At 69.2% G+C, this 17,242-nt stretch carries 15 protein-coding genes; 9 read left to right on the top strand and 6 right to left on the bottom strand.

Features of this window, described 5'->3' with window-relative positions; all coding sequences use genetic code 11:
• Window positions 1-26: 26 nt before the first annotated feature.
• The 4 genes from Q0Z44_RS10550 to Q0Z44_RS10565 all read left to right on the top strand — a co-directional run bounded on the left by Q0Z44_RS10550 (window position 27) and on the right by Q0Z44_RS10565 (window position 4,886).
• Complete coding sequence (locus tag Q0Z44_RS10550) at window positions 27-491, top strand: nuclear transport factor 2 family protein (protein ID WP_298012480.1); 465 nt, start codon at window positions 27-29, stop codon at window positions 489-491.
• A 188-nt stretch (window positions 492-679) separates the two neighbouring features.
• Window positions 680-958 carry a DUF3567 domain-containing protein gene (locus tag Q0Z44_RS10555; RefSeq protein WP_298012413.1) on the top strand — a complete coding sequence of 93 codons (279 nt, stop codon included), beginning with the start codon at window positions 680-682 and terminating at the stop codon, window positions 956-958.
• Window positions 959-1,113: 155 nt separating this feature from the next.
• Window positions 1,114-3,270 carry an EAL domain-containing protein gene (locus Q0Z44_RS10560; protein WP_298012416.1) on the top strand — a complete coding sequence of 719 codons (2,157 nt, stop codon included), beginning with the start codon at window positions 1,114-1,116 and terminating at the stop codon, window positions 3,268-3,270.
• Window positions 3,270-4,886 (top strand): EAL domain-containing protein, encoded by a 1,617-nt coding sequence (locus tag Q0Z44_RS10565; protein ID WP_298012419.1) that lies wholly within the window; start codon window positions 3,270-3,272, stop codon window positions 4,884-4,886. The genes Q0Z44_RS10560 and Q0Z44_RS10565 overlap by 1 nt, the downstream gene beginning before the upstream one ends.
• A gap of 8 nt (window positions 4,887-4,894) precedes the next feature.
• On the opposite strand, the gene Q0Z44_RS10570 is transcribed toward Q0Z44_RS10565, so the two are convergent.
• The gene (locus Q0Z44_RS10570; protein ID WP_298012422.1) at window positions 4,895-5,743 is read right to left on the bottom strand and encodes an ion transporter; all 849 of its coding nucleotides are present in this window, start codon (window positions 5,741-5,743) and stop codon (window positions 4,895-4,897) included.
• A 78-nt stretch (window positions 5,744-5,821) separates the two neighbouring features.
• Here Q0Z44_RS10570 and Q0Z44_RS10575 point away from each other — a divergent pair, with 78 nt between their 5' ends.
• The gene (locus Q0Z44_RS10575) at window positions 5,822-6,928 is read left to right on the top strand and encodes a homocysteine S-methyltransferase family protein (RefSeq protein WP_298012425.1); all 1,107 of its coding nucleotides are present in this window, start codon (window positions 5,822-5,824) and stop codon (window positions 6,926-6,928) included.
• 26 nt (window positions 6,929-6,954) lie between these two features.
• Here the strand turns inward: Q0Z44_RS10575 and Q0Z44_RS10580 are convergent, their stop codons facing one another.
• Genes Q0Z44_RS10580 through Q0Z44_RS10590 form a run of 3 tightly spaced genes read right to left on the bottom strand, consistent with a single transcriptional unit; the run spans window position 6,955 to window position 9,985 of the window.
• Window positions 6,955-8,418, bottom strand: a complete 1,464-nt coding sequence (locus Q0Z44_RS10580; protein WP_298012427.1) for a GGDEF domain-containing protein — start codon at window positions 8,416-8,418, stop codon at window positions 6,955-6,957.
• 15 nt (window positions 8,419-8,433) lie between these two features.
• Window positions 8,434-8,880 (bottom strand): rRNA maturation RNase YbeY, encoded by a 447-nt coding sequence (gene ybeY / locus Q0Z44_RS10585; RefSeq protein ID WP_298012430.1) that lies wholly within the window; start codon window positions 8,878-8,880, stop codon window positions 8,434-8,436.
• Window positions 8,881-8,938: 58 nt separating this feature from the next.
• The gene (locus Q0Z44_RS10590; protein ID WP_298012432.1) at window positions 8,939-9,985 is read right to left on the bottom strand and encodes a PhoH family protein; all 1,047 of its coding nucleotides are present in this window, start codon (window positions 9,983-9,985) and stop codon (window positions 8,939-8,941) included.
• Window positions 9,986-10,119: 134 nt separating this feature from the next.
• On the opposite strand from Q0Z44_RS10590, the gene Q0Z44_RS10595 reads away from it, so the two are divergent.
• From Q0Z44_RS10595 to Q0Z44_RS10610, 4 genes are all read left to right on the top strand, one after another.
• Entirely contained in the window at window positions 10,120-12,225 is a 2,106-nt protein-coding gene (locus Q0Z44_RS10595) for an ATP-binding protein (RefSeq protein WP_298012482.1), read from the top strand.
• A gap of 33 nt (window positions 12,226-12,258) precedes the next feature.
• A complete protein-coding gene (locus Q0Z44_RS10600; RefSeq protein WP_109037927.1) occupies window positions 12,259-12,921 on the top strand; it encodes a response regulator transcription factor in 663 nt (220 codons plus the stop codon).
• Window positions 12,922-13,020: 99 nt separating this feature from the next.
• Window positions 13,021-13,596: a Holliday junction branch migration protein RuvA gene (gene ruvA, locus Q0Z44_RS10605; RefSeq protein WP_298012438.1), complete on the top strand. Its 576-nt coding sequence runs from the start codon at window positions 13,021-13,023 to the stop codon at window positions 13,594-13,596.
• A gap of 40 nt (window positions 13,597-13,636) precedes the next feature.
• Window positions 13,637-14,479 carry a M14 family murein peptide amidase A gene (locus tag Q0Z44_RS10610; protein WP_298012442.1) on the top strand — a complete coding sequence of 281 codons (843 nt, stop codon included), beginning with the start codon at window positions 13,637-13,639 and terminating at the stop codon, window positions 14,477-14,479.
• 21 nt (window positions 14,480-14,500) lie between these two features.
• Here Q0Z44_RS10610 and Q0Z44_RS10615 read toward each other — a convergent pair whose 3' ends face one another.
• Window positions 14,501-15,772 carry a Glu/Leu/Phe/Val dehydrogenase gene (locus Q0Z44_RS10615; protein WP_298012444.1) on the bottom strand — a complete coding sequence of 424 codons (1,272 nt, stop codon included), beginning with the start codon at window positions 15,770-15,772 and terminating at the stop codon, window positions 14,501-14,503.
• Between the two features lie 10 nt (window positions 15,773-15,782).
• Window positions 15,783-17,237: an NAD-dependent succinate-semialdehyde dehydrogenase gene (locus Q0Z44_RS10620; protein ID WP_298012446.1), complete on the bottom strand. Its 1,455-nt coding sequence runs from the start codon at window positions 17,235-17,237 to the stop codon at window positions 15,783-15,785.
• Window positions 17,238-17,242: the final 5 nt, after the last annotated feature.

The raw sequence follows: 17,242 nt of genomic DNA on the forward strand, positions 1-17,242 counted from the left end.
CTTGCCGCCCCATGGCCGACACCGACATGAGCGTGACCCCTCTGCCCACCCCGCCCGGCAGCGTCGCCCAGCAGGCGTTGCCCCGGGTTGTCGCCTTCTTCGAAGGCCTCAAGGCCCAGGACCTGGGGCATCTTGACCGCATCTACGCTGTGGACGCCGGCTTCAAGGACCCGTTCAACGAGGTCGAGGGCCTGCTCGAGATCGAGGCGGTGTTTGCCCACATGTTCCGCGCGCTCGACACGCCGCACTTCGTCGTGCGCGATCGGCTGGCGCAGGGCAACCAGGCCTTCCTCACCTGGGATTTCCGCTTCCGCTTCAAGGGCGACACCGTCTGGCAGGTGGTCCGGGGGGCCACCCACCTGCGTTTCGATGCCCACGGGTTGATTGCCGACCACCGCGACTACTGGGACGCGGCCGAAGAACTGTACGAGAAGCTGCCCGTGCTCGGCGGATTGATGCGGTGGCTCAAGCGTCGCGCCATGCGCGGCTGAGTCGCCCGCTCATCCCGGCCGGGGTGAGCCGTGTGCGTGCATTCGGCCACGCTCCCTGCCCACAGGGGGAAGCGAGCACTCAAGTCGGGGAGTGACGCAACCGATGCTCCGATCATGATGGCCTTGCAGTCTGGACGCGTGCCCCCACGTGTCGCGGTGAGGCCCCTGGGGCCCTGGAGTACCCGCTCATGCACATGCTTTACAACTCAGACAGCTACGCCGTCGTGCAGATCGAGCTGCCCGGCGATGCCGCCGTCCCGGCCGATGCCACCGCGACGCTGACCCGCGGTGGCTTCGAGATCGTCGACAAGTTCGCCCGCAAGGAGATCTTCATCGAGGGGGCGCTGGCCGAGTCGTTCAAGGAGGGCGTCGAGGCCCTGATCGAGAGCGCACCGAGCGTCGAGGAGTTCGACGCCTACCTGGAGCGCTATGCCGGCATGGCGCAGCAGCCGGTCGTGATGCACTGACCCCCCCGGGACGCGCCGCGTCCGAATCCGGCAACGGGCCCCCGGGCTCAAGTTGCCGACATGCTTGCCGATAAACGATCACGGATGTGTCTGTGAGCCATCCGCCCGGCGCAGGAGCGCCCTCATGTCGAGGGCCCCGCCGGCAGGAAAGGCGCATGTCTCCCACCCTCATGGCCGTCGAGCACGACGGTCTTGCCCATCTGGCAGCCTGGCTGCTCGCGGTCTACCTGGTCTACCTGCAGGGACAGGTGGTTCGCCGCGTTCAGGCGGCCGACCGCGACGCCGCGCTGGCCTGGGGCCTGGTGGGCTCGCTGGCTGCGGGCACGGGCATCTGGGCTGTCAGCCTGCTCGGCCTGGTGGCCGAACGCCTGCCCATCGAAGTCGGCTACGTGCCCGTGCTGGTGCTGGTGTCCTGGCTGCCGGCCGTCACGGTCAGCGCGCTCACGATTGCCTTGTATGCACGCCGTGCGCCCCGCCCGTGGGTGAGACTGGTTGGCGGGCTGGTGATGGCAGGCGGGCTGGCCGTGGTGGCGGCCACCGCCGTCGAGTCCCGAGTGCTGGCCCCCGGGGTGCAGTGGTCGCCTGCGCTGGTGGCCGCCTCACTGAGCGTGACCTTGTTCACCGGCACGGTGCTGGCGCCCAGTGTGCGGGACATGGTGCGCCGCGCACTGCCCTTGCAGGCCGACGTGGTGGTCGCGCTGGTGCTGGGGACGGCCTTCCGCTTCGGCCAGGCGTTGATGGTGTCGGCTGCCGGTGTGCCCGAAGAGGCCCGCTGCCTCAGCGTCGGGCAGCTGTCGGGGGCGACGCTGCTGTGGCTGTTGCCGGCCGTGGCCCTGGTGGTGTGCGTGCTGGTGCACGTGGCGGCCGTGCTGGATGCCCGCGCCCACCGCATGCGGGAAGAACTGCGCCGCCACCTCGACGACGCCAGCGAGGCGCTCGACCAGGCCGTGCAGCGCGACGCGCTCACCGGCCTTTACAAGCGCCAGGCCTTCGAGCAGAGGCTGGCCGAGATGCTGGAAGGCCCAGGCGCGGCCATCGACCCGCCCGCGGTGTTGCGCATCGGCCTGGACGGTTTCCGCGACCTCACCGAGCGCTACGGCGACGCCTTCGGTGACCTCGTGCTGCGCCAGCTGGCCTGGCGACTGGGTGGCCTGGTGCGCGAGCACGACGTGGTGGGCCGCACCGACGCCGACGAGTTCCTCCTGCTGTGCCGCGGCTGGCACGACGAGGTTCGCCTGGCCCACGTGGCGCAGCGGCTGGTCGAGGCCATGCGCGCGCCGTGCCAGGTCGACGACCAGGACATCCGCCTGACCTGCTCGGTGGGTGTGGCGCGGCACCCCGCCAGCGCCTCGGTGGCCCAGCTCATGGCGCACGCGGCCGATGCCATGCTGACCGTGCGCCGTGCCGGCGGCAACGCCTACTGCGTGTACCGGCACGGCATGGACCTGGATGGCACGGACCAGGTGGAGTTGCAGCGCGAGCTGCGCCACGCGATCGAGCGCGGACAGCTCGCGCTCCACTTCCAGCCCAAGCTGCGCGCGGCCGACGGCATGCTGGCCGGCGTGGAAGCCCTGCTGCGCTGGCAGCACCCGGTGCACGGCGCCGTGAGCCCGGCGGTGTTCATCCCGGTGGCCGAGCGCTTCGGCCTGATCGGCGAACTCGGGCAGTGGGTGCTGGACGCGGCCTGCCGCCAGGTGCGCCTGTGGCACGAGGCCGGCGCCGACGTGCCGGTGGCCGTCAACCTGTCGGCGCACCAGTTGCGCCAGCACGACCTCGAAGCCTGCGTGCGCGAGGTGCTGCGGCGCCACCGCGTGCCGGCGCGCATGCTCATCCTCGAGATCACCGAATCCGTGGCCATGGACGATGTGGATGCGTCGATCCGCGTGTTCGACATGCTCGACGCCATCGGCGTGCAGCTGTCCATCGACGACTTCGGCACTGGCTATTCCAGCCTCAGCTACCTGCGCCGCCTGCCGGCGCGGCAGCTCAAGGTCGACCGCAGCTTCGTGCGCGACCTGGACACGAGCCACGACGCCCAGGCGATTGCCGGCGCCGTCGTGCGCCTGGCCCATGCCCTGGGGATGACCGTGGTGGCCGAAGGCGTGGAAACCGAGGCGCAGGCGGCGATCCTGCGTGACCTGGACTGTGACGAGTTGCAAGGGTTCCTGTATGCGCGTCCCATGTCGGGCGCGGACCTCCTGAACTGGCTGCGGCAACGCGATCCCGGAAGCGTGTCTCGATTTGCAGTCCACAATGAACATGCGGACCAGGCCGTGCCCAGCGCCTGGTCCCAACTGGAGATGGTGAATTGATGGAGACCGATCTGCAGGCCGTGTCGCCCTGGTGGTGGCTGCTGGCCGGCATCCTGGGCACGCTCGCTCTTGTGGCCGGCCTGCGCTGGTGGCAGCAGCTGCGCGACCTGGATTCGCGCACCGCCGCCCGGCGCCGTGCATCGCAGGGTGAGGCCACCCCGGCTGCGGCGCCCGCCCCGGCACCCGCGGCGGGCGCCGGCCTGACCGGCTGGAGCCCGGTGGCCGACGCCACGGCCAGCCAGCGCGTGACCGACCCGCTCACCGGGCTGGGCACGCGCCTGATGCTGGAAGACCTGCTGGCCTCGGCCGTGCTGCGTGCCGAAGCCCGCCAGCGCCGCCTGGGTCTGCTCTACATCGACATCGATGGCTTCAAACCAGTGAACGACTCATTTGGTCATGGTGTGGGCGATGCGCTGCTGCGCGAAGTCGGCCGCCGGCTCAGTGAGCACGGCCGCAGCACCGACACCGTGGCCCGCCTGGGCGGCGATGAATTCCTCGTGCTGCTCGATGGCGACCCCGACGCCGGGGCGGCCGCGCTGGTGGCCGAACGCGTGCGTGCGAGCCTCGAGCGCCCCTACCAGCTCGCCGGACGCGAGGTGCGGGTGTCGTGTTCCGTCGGCATCGTGCTCTACCCGGACCACGGCCCCCGCGCCCGCCTGATCGCCCGGGCCGACGCCGCGATGCTGGCCGCCAAGCGGGCCGGCGGCAACATGCACTGTTTCTACGAGCCGGGCATGGACCACGACGCCGAGGCCGCCGTCGAATTGCAGCGTGACTTGCGGGCCGCGCTCGAGACCGGTCAGGGCCTGTCGCTGCACTACCAGCCCAAGATAGACAGCGCGAGCGGCCAGATTGCCGGCGTCGAGGCCTTGCTGCGCTGGCAGCATCCACAGCGCGGGGCGGTGAGCCCCGTGGTGTTCATTCCGGTGGCCGAGCGCTTCGGTCTCATCGGTGCACTGGGCCAGTGGGTCATCGACGAAGCCGCGCGACAGATCCAGTCGTGGCGCGGCGCCGGGCTGAGCATGCGCGTGGCCATCAACGTGTCGGTGCACCAGCTGCGCCAGCCGGATCTGGTCGAACGCGTGGGCGAGATCCTGTCGCGCCACGGCGTGCCGCCCGACCTCATCACCTTCGAGCTCACCGAAAGCGCCGCGATGGAAGACCCCAGCGCCACGCTGCGCATCTTCGAGCGCCTGGCCGTCACCGGGGTCGCGCTGTCCATCGACGACTTCGGCACCGGCTACTCCAGCCTGAGCTACCTGCGCAAGCTGCCGGCCAGCCAGATCAAGATCGACCGCAGCTTCGTGCAGGACCTGGGCAGCCAGTCGGATGCGCGGGCCATCGTCAAGGCCGTCATCAAGCTCTCGCATGCGCTGGGGCTGGAGGTGGTGGCCGAAGGCGTCGAGACCGTGGCCCAGCAGGACATCCTCAAGCAGCTGGGCTGCGACCAGATGCAGGGCTTTCTGTTCGCGCGCCCCATGCCAGCCACGCACCTGCAGCTGTGGGCCCTGAGCGACGAGGTGCCCGCCAACCGGCCCACCTTCCGGGATTCGGTGTTCAACGCCGACGAGATCGACCCGCCGAGCCACCCCGTGCCCGGCCGCGTCACCCGCTGAATCGGCCGTCAGTCATGCTGCCACTCGGGCAGCTCGGCGCCGCAGCGCAGGCAGTAGTTGGCCTCGGGCGGGTGTCCCTCCGTCAGGCAGCGCTGGCAGGTGCGTGTGGTGGGGCGGCCGAACGTGGGCCGCTGCATGGCCAGCTCGGTCGTCACGATGCCGGTCGGCACCGCCAGCACCCCCCAGCCCAGAATCATCATCAGCGACGAGATCAGGCGCCCGAGGTCCGTCTTGGGTGTGATGTCGCCGAAGCCCACCGTCGTCATCGTCGTCACGGCCCAGTACATGGCCGTCGGGATGCTGGTGTAGCCGTTCGCGGGGCCCTCCACCACGTACATCACCGTGCCCATGATGAGGACCACCATCAGCACGAAGGACAGGAAGACCATGATCTTGCGCCGGCTGGCCACCAGCGCGCGGCCCAGCGCGTTGTACTCCGAGACGTAGCCGGTCAGCTTGAAGATCCGGAACACCCGCATCAGCCGCAGGATGCGCACGTCGATGAAGAAATGCGCTTCGGGCACCAGCAGCGCCATGTAGGTCGGCAGCACCGACACCAGGTCGATGATGCCGTAGAAGCTCAGCGCATATGTGACCGGCCGACGCACACACAGCAAGCGCAGCACGTACTCGGCGGTGAAGATGAGCGTGAACAGCCACTCGAGCACGTCGAACAGCGTGCCGGCCCGCTCCTGCAGCGTCGCCACGCTGTCGAGCACCACCACCGTGACGCTCAGCAGGATCAGCCCGATCAGGGCCTGGTCGAAGCGGCGGCCTGCCACCGTGTCGGCTTCAAAGATGATGGTGTAGAGGCGCAGGCGCCATCCATCCAGCGGCTTGTCGATGTCCTTGTCCATGTGCGGGATTGTGGGGTTTGCAGGCGACGCCCATCCTGCGCGAGGGCAAGGGGCAGCGCAACTCTCTAAAATGACCGGATGAACACGCCCGCCCGAAACGCCGCGGCCGCTGCCCGCGAGCCCGTCGAACGCCGTCCCTACACCCGCGCCGCGCAGCTGCCCGAGATCATGCGCCAGCGCATCGTGGTGCTCGACGGCGCCATGGGCACCATGATCCAGCGCTACAAGCTGACCGAGGCCGACTACCGTGGCACCCGCTTTGCCGAGCACGGCAAGGATCTCAAGGGCAACAACGAGCTGCTGCAGCTGACCAAGCCCGACGTCATCCGCGAGATCCACGAGCAGTACCTGGCCGCCGGTGCCGACCTGATCGAGACCAACACCTTCGGCGCCACCACCGTGGCCCAGGACGACTACGAGCTGCCCGAGCTGGCCTACGAGATGAACCTCGTGGCCGCCCGCATGGCGCGTGAGGCCTGCGACAAGTACAGCACGCCCGACAAGCCGCGTTTCGTGGCGGGCGCCATCGGCCCGACGCCGAAGACCGCCAGCATCAGCCCCGACGTGAACGACCCGGGCGCCCGCAACGTCGACTTCGACACGCTGCGTCAGGCCTACTACGAGCAGGCCAAGGCCCTGATGGAAGGCGGCTGTGACGTCTTCCTGGTCGAGACCATCTTCGACACGCTCAATGCCAAGGCCGCCATCTTTGCCATCGACGAGCTGTTCGAGGACACCGGCGAGCGCCTGCCCATCATCATCTCGGGCACCGTGACCGACGCCTCCGGCCGCATCCTGTCGGGGCAGACCGTCAGCGCCTTCTGGCACTCGGTGCGCCACGCCCACCCGCTGGCCATCGGCCTGAACTGCGCGCTGGGTGCCACGCTGATGCGCCCCTACATCGAGGAGCTGGCCAAGATCGCCGGCGACACGTATGTGAGCTGCTACCCGAACGCCGGCCTGCCCAACCCGATGAGCGACACGGGCTTCGACGAGACGCCCGAGATCACTGGCGGCCTGGTCGAGGAGTTCGCGAAGGCCGGCTTCCTCAACATCGCCGGCGGCTGCTGCGGCACCACGCCCGACCACATCGCCGAGATCGCGAAACGCGTGGGCCAGTGGAAGCCCCGCTGCCTGCACGATGGTGGCGCCACAGGCTTTCTGAGCGGCCTCAAAGCCGCCTGAGACTCAGCGGCCCGGTGGCGGGCCGCTCAGGTCGACCGCCGATCGGCCATGGCCCGCCGGTCGTGTCCCAGCCGCACATAGTGACGGCGCTTGGCCTCGTACATGGCCTGATCGGCCCGGTGCAGCAGCGCCTCCATCCGCTCGCCATCCTGGCTGGTCGCGTGGCCGATCGACACGCTCAGCGTGTGCCCCGCGTGATACTGGTTGTTCAGGGCCAGCAGCTCATGCACCTGCTCCACGGTGAACTCGGCCTGCCGCGCGTCGGCGCCGGGCAGCAGAATGGCGAACTCGTCACCGCCCAGCCGTGAGGCGGTGGCCGGCCGCTCCACCGCCTTGCGCAGCACCTCGCCCAGCCGGCGCAGCAGCGCATCGCCGCCCGCGTGCCCGAACTCGTCGTTCGTCTGCTTGAGGTCGTTGAGGTCGAGCACGATGACGCTGACGGGCCAGGGCCCGCGCCGTTCGATGCGCGCCAGCTCGTCCATGAAGAAGCCTCGATTGCGCAGTCCCGTCAGGGCGTCGTGCTGGCCCAGGTACTCCAGATAGGCCTCGGCCTTCTTGCGGGCGCTGATGTCGGTCAGCGACACCAGCACCTGGTCCCAGCTGTCCTCGTGCCCGGGCAGCACCGAGAACTGCAAATACACATGGAGCTTTTCGCCGTCGAGCGCGTAGTTCACCACCTCGCGCTGCTGGAACAGCCGGCCGTGCCACAGCTCGATCAGCTGCTCGGCAAAGTGCGGCCGCATGTCCCCGCGGAACACCTCGTCGAGCCGGCCCAGCAGCGTCGTCTTGTCCGGCGCCCGGAACATCTCCAGCGTCTGCTGGTTGACGTCGAGCACGCGGATCTCCTGCATGCAGCGCAGGACGAAGTCGGGGTGCACGTCGAGGAAGACGCGGAAGTCCTCGATGTCCTGCCGGCGGACCTCGTCGAGCAGCTTGCGCACACCGCTGAAGTCTTCCACCCACAACGACACGGGCGAATGCTCGAACAGCCCCTTGGCGTACAGCTCGCTGCGGCGCAGGGCCTGCTCGCCGCGGGTGCGCTCGGTCACGTCCTCGATGGCCAGCAGCACGCGGCTCCAGGTGGCCTCGTGGCCGGGCAGCACGTTGGCGCGCAGCGTGATGGCCAGCCGCTCGCCGTGCAGCGTGTAGTTCACCGTCTGGCTGCGAAAGTGAGTCTGGCCCGACCACAGCTGCTCCAGCTCCCACACGAAGTTGTGCAGCATGTCGTCGCGGAACACGCGGTGCAGGTTGGCTGACAGCTCGGCCAGGTCGGCGGCGCCATAAAGGTCCAGGGTGTGGCGGTTCACGCGCAGCAGGCGGATCGCGGCGGCGCATTCGGCGGTGCGCTCGGGGTGCCCGCTCAGGTGGGCACGCAGGTCCTCGACGCCCTCGGCGCGCCAGCGGTCGAACAGCTGCTTGAGCGCGCTGTAGTCCTCGAGCCAGAGCGACACCGGCGCCAGCTCGAACATGTCTTCGTACAACTCACCCATGTCTGCCCCTGTCGTTCAGGCTTCCGCGCCATACGGGTCGGCAAAGCCGAGCGCCGCCATCACCTCGCGCTCGCGCGCTTCCATGGCCTGAGCCTCGTCCTCTTCGATGTGGTCCCAGCCCTGCGCATGCAGCGCGCCGTGCACCAGCATGTGCGCGTAGTGCGCCTCCAGCGTCTTGCCCTGTTCCTCGGCCTCGCGCTCGATTACCGGGGCGCACAGGATGAGGTCGGCCATCACCACGGGCTCAACCGCGTAGTCGAAGGTCAGCACGTTGGTGGCGTAGTCCTTCTGGCGGTAGTCGCGGTTGAGCGCCTGCCCCTCGTCGGCATCCACGATGCGCACCGCCAGCTCGGCGTCGCCTTCCAGCGCGGCCTTGAGCCAGCGGGCCACCTTGTGGCGGGGGAGGAGGTCGCGGTGGCGCTTGTCGGCGAACTGCAGGCTCAGGCTCAGGGAAGGCTTCATGCGAGAAAGGGCAACAACCGGGAAAGGAAAGGCAGTGGCGTGCTGAAGGGCGGCCGGCTCAGGCGGATGGCGTGTCGGTCGGGCGGGCGGCGGTGGGGGGCGCGGCCGGCTCGCTCGCCTGCGCCGCCTCGTAGGCCTCGACGATGCGCGCCACCAGCGGGTGGCGCACCACATCGGCCGCCGTGAAGCGCGTGAACGACACGCCGCGCACCCGCTTGAGGATGCGCTCGGCCTCGATCAGGCCGCTCTTGGCGCCGCGTGGCAGGTCGATCTGGCTGACGTCACCTGTCACCACCGCGCGCGAGCCGAAGCCGATGCGGGTGAGGAACATCTTCATCTGCTCGGGCGTGGTGTTCTGGGCCTCATCGAGGATGATGAAGGCGTGGTTCAGTGTGCGGCCGCGCATGAAGGCCAGCGGCGCGATCTCGATCAGGCCCTTCTCGAAGGCCTTGCCGACGCGGTCAAAGCCCATCAGGTCGTACAGCGCGTCGTACAGCGGGCGCAGATAGGGGTCGACCTTCTGGGTCAGGTCGCCCGGCAGGAAGCCGAGCCGTTCGCCGGCCTCGACCGCCGGGCGCGTCAGGATGATGCGTTGCACGGCGCTGCGCTCAAGCGCATCCACCGCGCAGGCGACGGCCAGAAAGGTCTTGCCCGTGCCGGCCGGCCCGATGCCGAAGCTCAGGTCGTGCGACAGGATGCTGCGCAGGTAGCCCACCTGATTGGGCGTGCGACCATGCAGGTCGGCGCGGCGCGTGTGCAGCACGGGGCCCTCGGCCGACTCGTCGGGCAGCGGTGTCACCTCGTCTGTCGGGGTATCGCCCTTGCGGGGGGCACGGGCACGCTGAAGCTGTGAGAGGCTCGAGGTGATGGCGAGCTGAACCAACTCGGCACCCAGCGGCCGGTCGGCGCGGGCGTAGAGCGCGTCCAGCAGTTCGGCCACGATCTTGGGCGCACCCCGGGCCCCTTCGATGCGGAACTGCTCGGCACGGCGGTTCACCGTCACGCCGAAGGCGGCCTCGATGCTGCGCAGGTGTTCGTCCAGCGGACCGCACAGGTGGGCCAGTCGGGCGTTGTCCGGAGGAGAAAAGCTGTGTCGCAGGAGCATGGAGGCGCTGGATTCCGAAGAAAGGCGGCAAATTGTCGCCTGCCGGGTGGTTTCAGGTGTGACTTATCTTGCGAAAATCAGCCCTTGTGCCGCTTCTGTCTGGAAGTGGCGGGGCTTTGGAGTTGTCCTTGAGCATGTTGCATCGTTGGTGGCAGTCCTGGGCCCAGGGCCGGAAGGCCGGGTTGACCGAGTCGGCTGTCTCTGTTGAAGAGGGGGCGTCCCCCACCGTGTCCACGCTGTCATGGCGCCGACTCGCCTGGCTGGGCGTGCTCGGCCTGATGCTCGCCACGGTGGCAGCTTACGCCATGCTGGCCCTCAACCGCGAGGCTGTCCGAATCAGCCACCCTGGCGTCGTGTCGGCCAAGGACGGCGTGCGCAGCCTGGACGAGGCCTGGTCCGTCGCAAGCGATGCGCCCCAGTTCCCGGCGCTGGCGCCCGGCCGCATGCAGGCGCTCCCGGACGAGTGGGCTGCCAGCCGGCCCGGCTATCAGGGCGGCGTCTGGTACCGCTTCCGCTTCGATCAGGTGCCGTCCGGCGCTGACCCGCTGCAGGCGGTCTACATCGAGCGGGCTTGCTCCAACGTCGAGGTGCACCTCAATGGCGAGCTGGTCTGGCGCGGCGGCCGCATGACCGACCCCTACACCCGCAACTGCTACCGCACCCACCTGGTGCCGCTGCCCGTGAGCCTGCTCAAGCCGACCGAGAACGCGCTGGACATCAAGGTGGTGGGCTACCCGGTCGAGCGGGTGACGGCCCGCCAGCGCGCCGGTGGCCTGGCGGCCGTGCGGGTGGGCCCGCTGCAGGAAATCCGCCAGCTGGCCGATCAGCAGACCTTCTGGACCAGCACCATCGCGCAGGTGCTGGGCGGGCTGCTCGCCGTACTGGGCCTGTTTGCGCTGGGCCTGGCCTGGGTGCGCAAGCTGGGCTACCTGGTGCATTTCGGCTTGCTGACGCTGGGCTGGGCGCTGATGACCGGTCGGCTTTTTCCGCTGGACGTGCCCATGCCGAACGCCGCGCAGGAGGTGCTGATCGCGATGATGTTCGCGCCGATGGCGGCCTTTGCCGTCAAGTTTCTGCTCGGCTATGCCGGGCACGGCGTGCGCTCGGGCTCGCCGCAGCAGGGCGGCCGCGTCAACGCGGTGCTGTGGGCCCAGTGCGTGCTCATGCCGGCCAGCCTGCTGCTGCTGGGGGTGGACCACCTCTTCCTGGGCGCGCGGCTCTGGTATGTCGTGTTCTCGCTCGAGATCTTTGCCGCCATCGCCTACTTCCTGTGGGAGGCGGGCAAGGGCCGCCGCGCCGAGTTCTGGCTGATGTGCGTGGCGCTGGGTGTGGTGGCGGCGGTGCTGGGCATCGAGCTGTCCTACCAGGCCGGGCTGTTGCGGCTGTGGGGCATCCATGTCACCCACTTCGTGATGCCGCTGCTGTACGGGGCGGTGGCCGTGCGCCTGATCCAGGTGTATGCCCGTGCGCTGCAGACGGCAGAGGGCGCCCGCCAGCAGCTGGAGCGCCGCGTGCACGAGATCAGCGTCGAGATCGAGCGCAACTTCAACCAGATCGCCGAGCTGCGGGTCGAGCAGATTGCCGAGAAGGAGCGCAAGCGCATTGCCTCCGACCTGCACGACGACCTGGGCGCCAAGCTGCTGACCATCGTCCACACCTCGGACAACGACCGCATCTCCACGCTGGCGCGCGAGGCGCTGGAAGAAATGCGCCTGTCGGTGCGCGGCCTGACGGGGCGGCCCATGGTGCTGTCCGACGCACTGGCCGACTGGCGTGCCGAGGTCGTCTCCCGGCTGGGGCAGGCCGGCATCGAATGCGAATGGCGCAACCCCAACGAGATCGTCGAAGAGCCGCTGTCGTCGCGCACCTACGTGCAGACCACCCGCATCCTGCGCGAGGCCGTGAGTAACGTGATCAAGCACAGTGCCGCCTCGCACGTGGTGATTGCCGCCGACGTGCAGCTCGAACGCCGCGAGTTCCTGCTGGTGATCCAGGACAATGGCAAGGGCATCCCGCTGGAGCTCGACGGCCGACTGGACCGTGGCCACGGCATGACCAGCATGAAGCACCGCGCCAAGCAGCTCAGCGGGCAGTGCCTGGTGGAGTCCGGGCCGGGCTTCGGGACGGTGATCCGTCTCACCTTGCCGCTGGAAATGGCCACACTGCAACAAGTTCGCGCCGCCGGCATGTCGATGCCGGGCAGCGCTGCTAGCATGCGTAGCAATGCGCCTCCGCATTGAGCGCCCCAACCGATCGACGTGAGGACCCCCGTCATGAAGCAAATCCTTCTCCTGGAAGACCTGCCGGAGATCCGAGCCTGGCTCAAGACCCTGGCACTCCAGGTTTTCCCTGGCGCGCAGATCAACGAAAGCGCCCGCATTCACGACGCGCTGGAGCTGGTCAATGCCGTGCGCTTCGACGTTGCCATGATCGACCTCGGCCTGCCGGACGGCTCGGGCGTGGAGGTGGTGCAGGCCCTGCGCGAGAAGCAGCCGGATGCCCAGTCTGTGGTGGTCACCATCCATGATGATGATGACCATCTGTTTCCGGCCCTGCAGGCCGGCGCCTTCGGCTACTTGCTGAAGGAGCAGTCGCGTGAGCAACTGTCGGAGCAGCTGCACCGCATCAGCCAGGGCGAGCCGCCGCTGTCGCCGTCGATTGCGCGCCGCGTGATCCAGTACTTCACGGCCCAGGCCCGCCTGCAGCCGGCCCACCCGATCGACACCGTGACGCCGCACGTGCAGCTCACCGAGCGCGAGAACGAGGTGCTGCTGCGGGTCGCCAAGGGCTTCACGCTGCCCGAAATCGGCCAGCAACTGAACCTGTCGCGCCACACGATCGCCGACTACGTCAAGCAGATCTACCGCAAGCTCAACGTGTCGTCGCGGGCCGAGGCCGCGCTGGAAGCGCAGCGCCTGGGCCTGTTCCGACGCTGAAGCGGTCTCTTCTTCCTGGCGGCGCGGCCCCTGGCGGGCTCGCGCCGCTTTGTCTTTGAAGCCGGCGTCCGGGCCGGTCCGAACTGAACCCTGCTGCCCATGATTGCCCGCCTCGTTGGTGAACTCGCCGGCAAGTCCCCGCCCTACGTCCTCGTCGACGTGCACGGCGTGGGCTACGAAGTGCAGGTGCCGATGAGCACCTTCTACAACCTGCCCGAGCTGGGCGCCAAGGTGACGTTGCTGACGCAGTTCATCGTGCGTGAGGACGCGCAGCTGCTGTTCGGCTTCCTCACGGCCGGCGAGCGCGAGTCGTTTCGCGAGCTCATCAAGATCAGCGGCGTCGGCCCGCGCATCGCGCTGGCGCTGCTGTCTGGGCTGAGTACCGAAGAGCTGGCCAGCGCCGTGGCGGCACAGGAGGCCGGCCGGCTGGTGAAGGTGCCGGGCATCGGCAAGAAGACCGCCGAGCGCCTGCTGCTGGAGCTCAAGGGCAAGCTGGCGCCGGCCCTGACGGCACCCGACTGGACCGCGGGCAGCGACGCGCAGGGGGACATCCAGCAGGCGCTGATCGCGCTGGGCTACTCGGACAAGGAAGCCCAGGCGGCCCTCAAGCAGCTGCCGGCCGATGTGTCGGTGAGCGACGGCATCAAGCTGGCACTGAAGTCGCTGGCGCGTTGAGGTAGGGGGGGCCGTGCCGGTTTGCGGCATGATCTCGGCCATGATGGTGTCGAGATCCTGGATGAGCCTGGCGGGTGCCGCCCTGCTGGTGGCCGGTGTGCTGGCGGCCCCGGCTGCGGCCGCGCCCCTGACCGCGCGCAACTTCTGCAACATGGCCGTCAAGCGCTTGCCCAGCGTGAGCCTGGCGCTCTGTCAGGAGGCCGAACTGGCGCCGGGGCCGGGGCGTTCGGTGCAGGGCAGTGCGCTGCTCCAGCGCGACGTCGTGTCGCCGAATGCCCGGCTGCGTGTGCTCGTGATTGGTGGCATCCACGGTGACGAGCCCTCGTCGACCTCGCTGGTGCTGCACTGGATCCGCTCGGCGGTCGAGACGCCGTCGAACATCCACTGGCGCTTCGTGCCGCTGGTCAACCCCGACGGCATGCTGAAAGCCGCCCCGACGCGCACCAACGCGAACGGTGTGGATCTGAACCGCAATTTCCCCACCCCCGGCTGGGACAAGGAAGCGACGCACTACTGGCACAAGCGCACGGGCAAAGACCCCCGCCGCTTTCCGGGCCGCACCCCGCTGTCCGAGCCGGAAAGCCGCTGGGTGCACGACGAGATGGCGCGCTGGAAGCCGGACCTGATCGTGTCCGTGCATGCGCCGTATGGTGTGCTGGATTTCGACGGGCCCACCGTGCCGCCCAAGCGCCTGGGGCGGCTGTACCTGGATCAGGTCGGCATCTTCCCGGGCAGCCTGGGCAACTACGGCGGCGTGCACAAGAAGGTGCCGGTGGTGACCATCGAGCTGCCCAGCGCGCTGCGCACCCCGCAGGACGCGGAGGTGCGGCAGATGTGGCTGGACTTGCTGCGCTGGACGGCCGAGCGGCTGGGTGCCGATTGAGCCCTCGAGCGCCCTGGTGGCTCAGGGGTAAAGACCCCGCTCCTGTCGGGCGCTGAGGATGCGCTCGCAGGCCACCGCGAAGGCCGCGGTGCGCAGCGGGATGCGGTGCAGGTCGGCGCGGTCCCAGATGGTGGCCAGCGCGTCGCCGACGATCTTGTCGAGGCGGGCGTTGATTTCGTCTTCCGTCCAGAAGAAGCTCGAGAAGTCCTGCACCCACTCGAAGTAGGACACCGTCACGCCGCCGGCGTTGCAGATCACGTCGGGCACGACCAGCACATTGCGCTCGCGCAGCACGTCGTCGGCCGCCGGCACCGTGGGGCCGTTGGCGCCTTCGAGCACCAGGCGGGCATGCAGGCGGTTCGCGCGCTCGGCGGTGATCTGGCCTTCCAGCGCAGCGGGGATCAGGATGTCGCAGGGCACGTCCCAGAACTGCTCGGCGGGCAGCGGCTCGGCGCCGTGCCAGCCGGCCACGCCGCCGGTGTGGCGCACGTGGGCCTGCAGTGCGCCCACGTCCAGCCCACCCGGTGCGTACACCGTGCCGCTGTGGTCCTGCACCGCCACGACGCGCGCGCCGGCCTGGGCAAACAGCTCGGCGGCCACGCTGCCGACGTTGCCGAAGCCCTGCACGGCGATGCGCGCGCCTTCGAGCGGCAGGCCCAGCCGTCGGGCGGCCTCACGCCCGGTGACGAACACGCCACGGCCCGTGGCCTTCACGCGGCCCAGCGAGCCACCCAGGTCCAGCGGCTTGCCGGTCACCACGCCGGTCGACGTGGCGCCGACGTTCACCGAGTAGGTGTCCATCATCCACGCCATGACCTGGCTGTTGGTGTTCACGTCGGGCGCCGGGATGTCCTGCTGCGGGCCGATGATGATGCCGATCTCGCTGGTGTAGCGGCGGGTGACGCGCTCGAGCTCCTTGCGGGTCAGCGAGCGCGGATCGACGCGGATGCCGCCCTTGGCGCCGCCATACGGCAGGTTGACGGCGGCGTTCTTCACCGTCATCCAGGCCGACAGCGCCATCACCTCTTCCAGGGTGACGTCGGGGTGGTAGCGCACGCCGCCCTTGCCGGGGCCACGGCTGAGGTTGTGCTGCACGCGGTAGCCCTCGAAGTGGCGCACCGTGCCGTCGTCCATCTCGATGGGCACGTCGACGATCAGCGCGCGCTTCGGGCGCTTGAGGGTCTCGGCCCAGCGCGACAGCGAGCCGAGGTAGGGCAGCACGCGGTCCACCTGAGCCAGGTAGGTGCCCCAGGCGCTTTCCGGCCCGGGGTTGACGTAGGAGAGGTCGCTCATGGTGTGATCCTCACAGGCCGGCCAGCGCCACGTACTTCGTCACCAGGTAGTCTTCGATGCCGTGGCGCGAGCCTTCGCGGCCCAGGCCCGATTGCTTCACGCCGCCGAAGGGCGCGACCTCGTTGGAAATCATGCCGGTGTTGACCCCGACCATGCCGTACTCCAAGGCCTCGGCCACACGGAAGATGCGGCCGACGTCGCGGCTGAAGAAGTAGCTGGCCAGGCCGAACTCGGTGTTGTTGGCCAGGGTGATCACTTCCTCATCGGTGTGGAAGCGGAAGACGGGGGCCAGCGGGCCGAAGGTCTCTTCGCGGGCCACCTTGGCGTCGGCCGGCACATCGGCCAGCACCGTGGGCTCGAAGAAGGTCTTGCCCAGGTCGGCACGGCGGCCGCCGGTCAGCACGCGGGCGCCGCGGGTCACGGCGTCGTCGATGTGGTCCTCGACCTTGGCCAGCGCGGCGCGGTCGATCAGCGGGCCCTGCGTCACGCCGGGCTCCAGGCCGTTGCCGACCTTCAGTCCCTGGACGGCCTCGACCAGCTTCGCGGTGAAGGCGTCATAGACCTTGTCGTGCACATACAGGCGGTTGGCGCACACGCAGGTCTGGCCGGCGTTGCGGAACTTCGAGGCCATGGCGCCCTGCACGGCGGCGTCGAGGTCGGCGTCGTCGAACACGATGAAGGGCGCGTTGCCACCGAGTTCCAGCGAGAGCTTCTTGATCGTCGGGGCCGATTGGGCATAGAGCAGGCGGCCCACTTCGGTCGAGCCGGTGAAGCTGAGCTTGCGCACCACCGGGCTGGTGGTGAGCGCGCCGCCGATGGCGCGCGGGTCGCCCGTCAGCACCTGCAGCACGCCACCGGGGATGCCGGCGCGTTCGGCCAGCACGGCCAGGGCCAGCGCCGACAGCGGGGTCGACTCGGCCGGCTTGACGATGATGGGGCAACCGGCGGCCAGGGCCGGGGCCACCTTGCGGGTGATCATGGCCAGCGGGAAGTTCCACGGCGTGATCGCGGCGCACACGCCGATGGGCTCACGCAGCACGAGCAGGCGGCGGTCGGCCAGCGGGCTCGGGATGGTCTCGCCGTACAGGCGCTTGGCCTCTTCGGCAAACCACTCGATGAACGAGGCGGCATACGCCACTTCACCGCGGGCTTCGGCCAGGGGCTTGCCCTGCTCGACCGTCATCAGCACGGCGAGGTCTTCGGCATGCTGCTGGATCTGCTGCAGCCAGGCCTGCAGCAGCGCCGCGCGGGCCTTGGCCGTGAGCGCACGCCAGGCGGGCCAGGCGGCGTTGGCCGCGTCGATGGCACGTTCGGTTTCGGCGGCGCCCATGCGGGGCACCACGCCGACGTGCTCGCCGGTGGCCGGGTTGTCCACGGGGAAGGTCTCGCCGTTGTCGGCGGCCGCCCACTGGCCGTTCAGCCAGGCGCGGTCGCGCAGCAGGCTCGGGTCTTTCAGGAAGCTCATGCGGT

The sequence above is a fragment of the uncultured Aquabacterium sp. genome (genome assembly GCF_947366995.1).
Lineage (GTDB): Bacteria > Pseudomonadota > Gammaproteobacteria > Burkholderiales > Burkholderiaceae_C > Aquabacterium.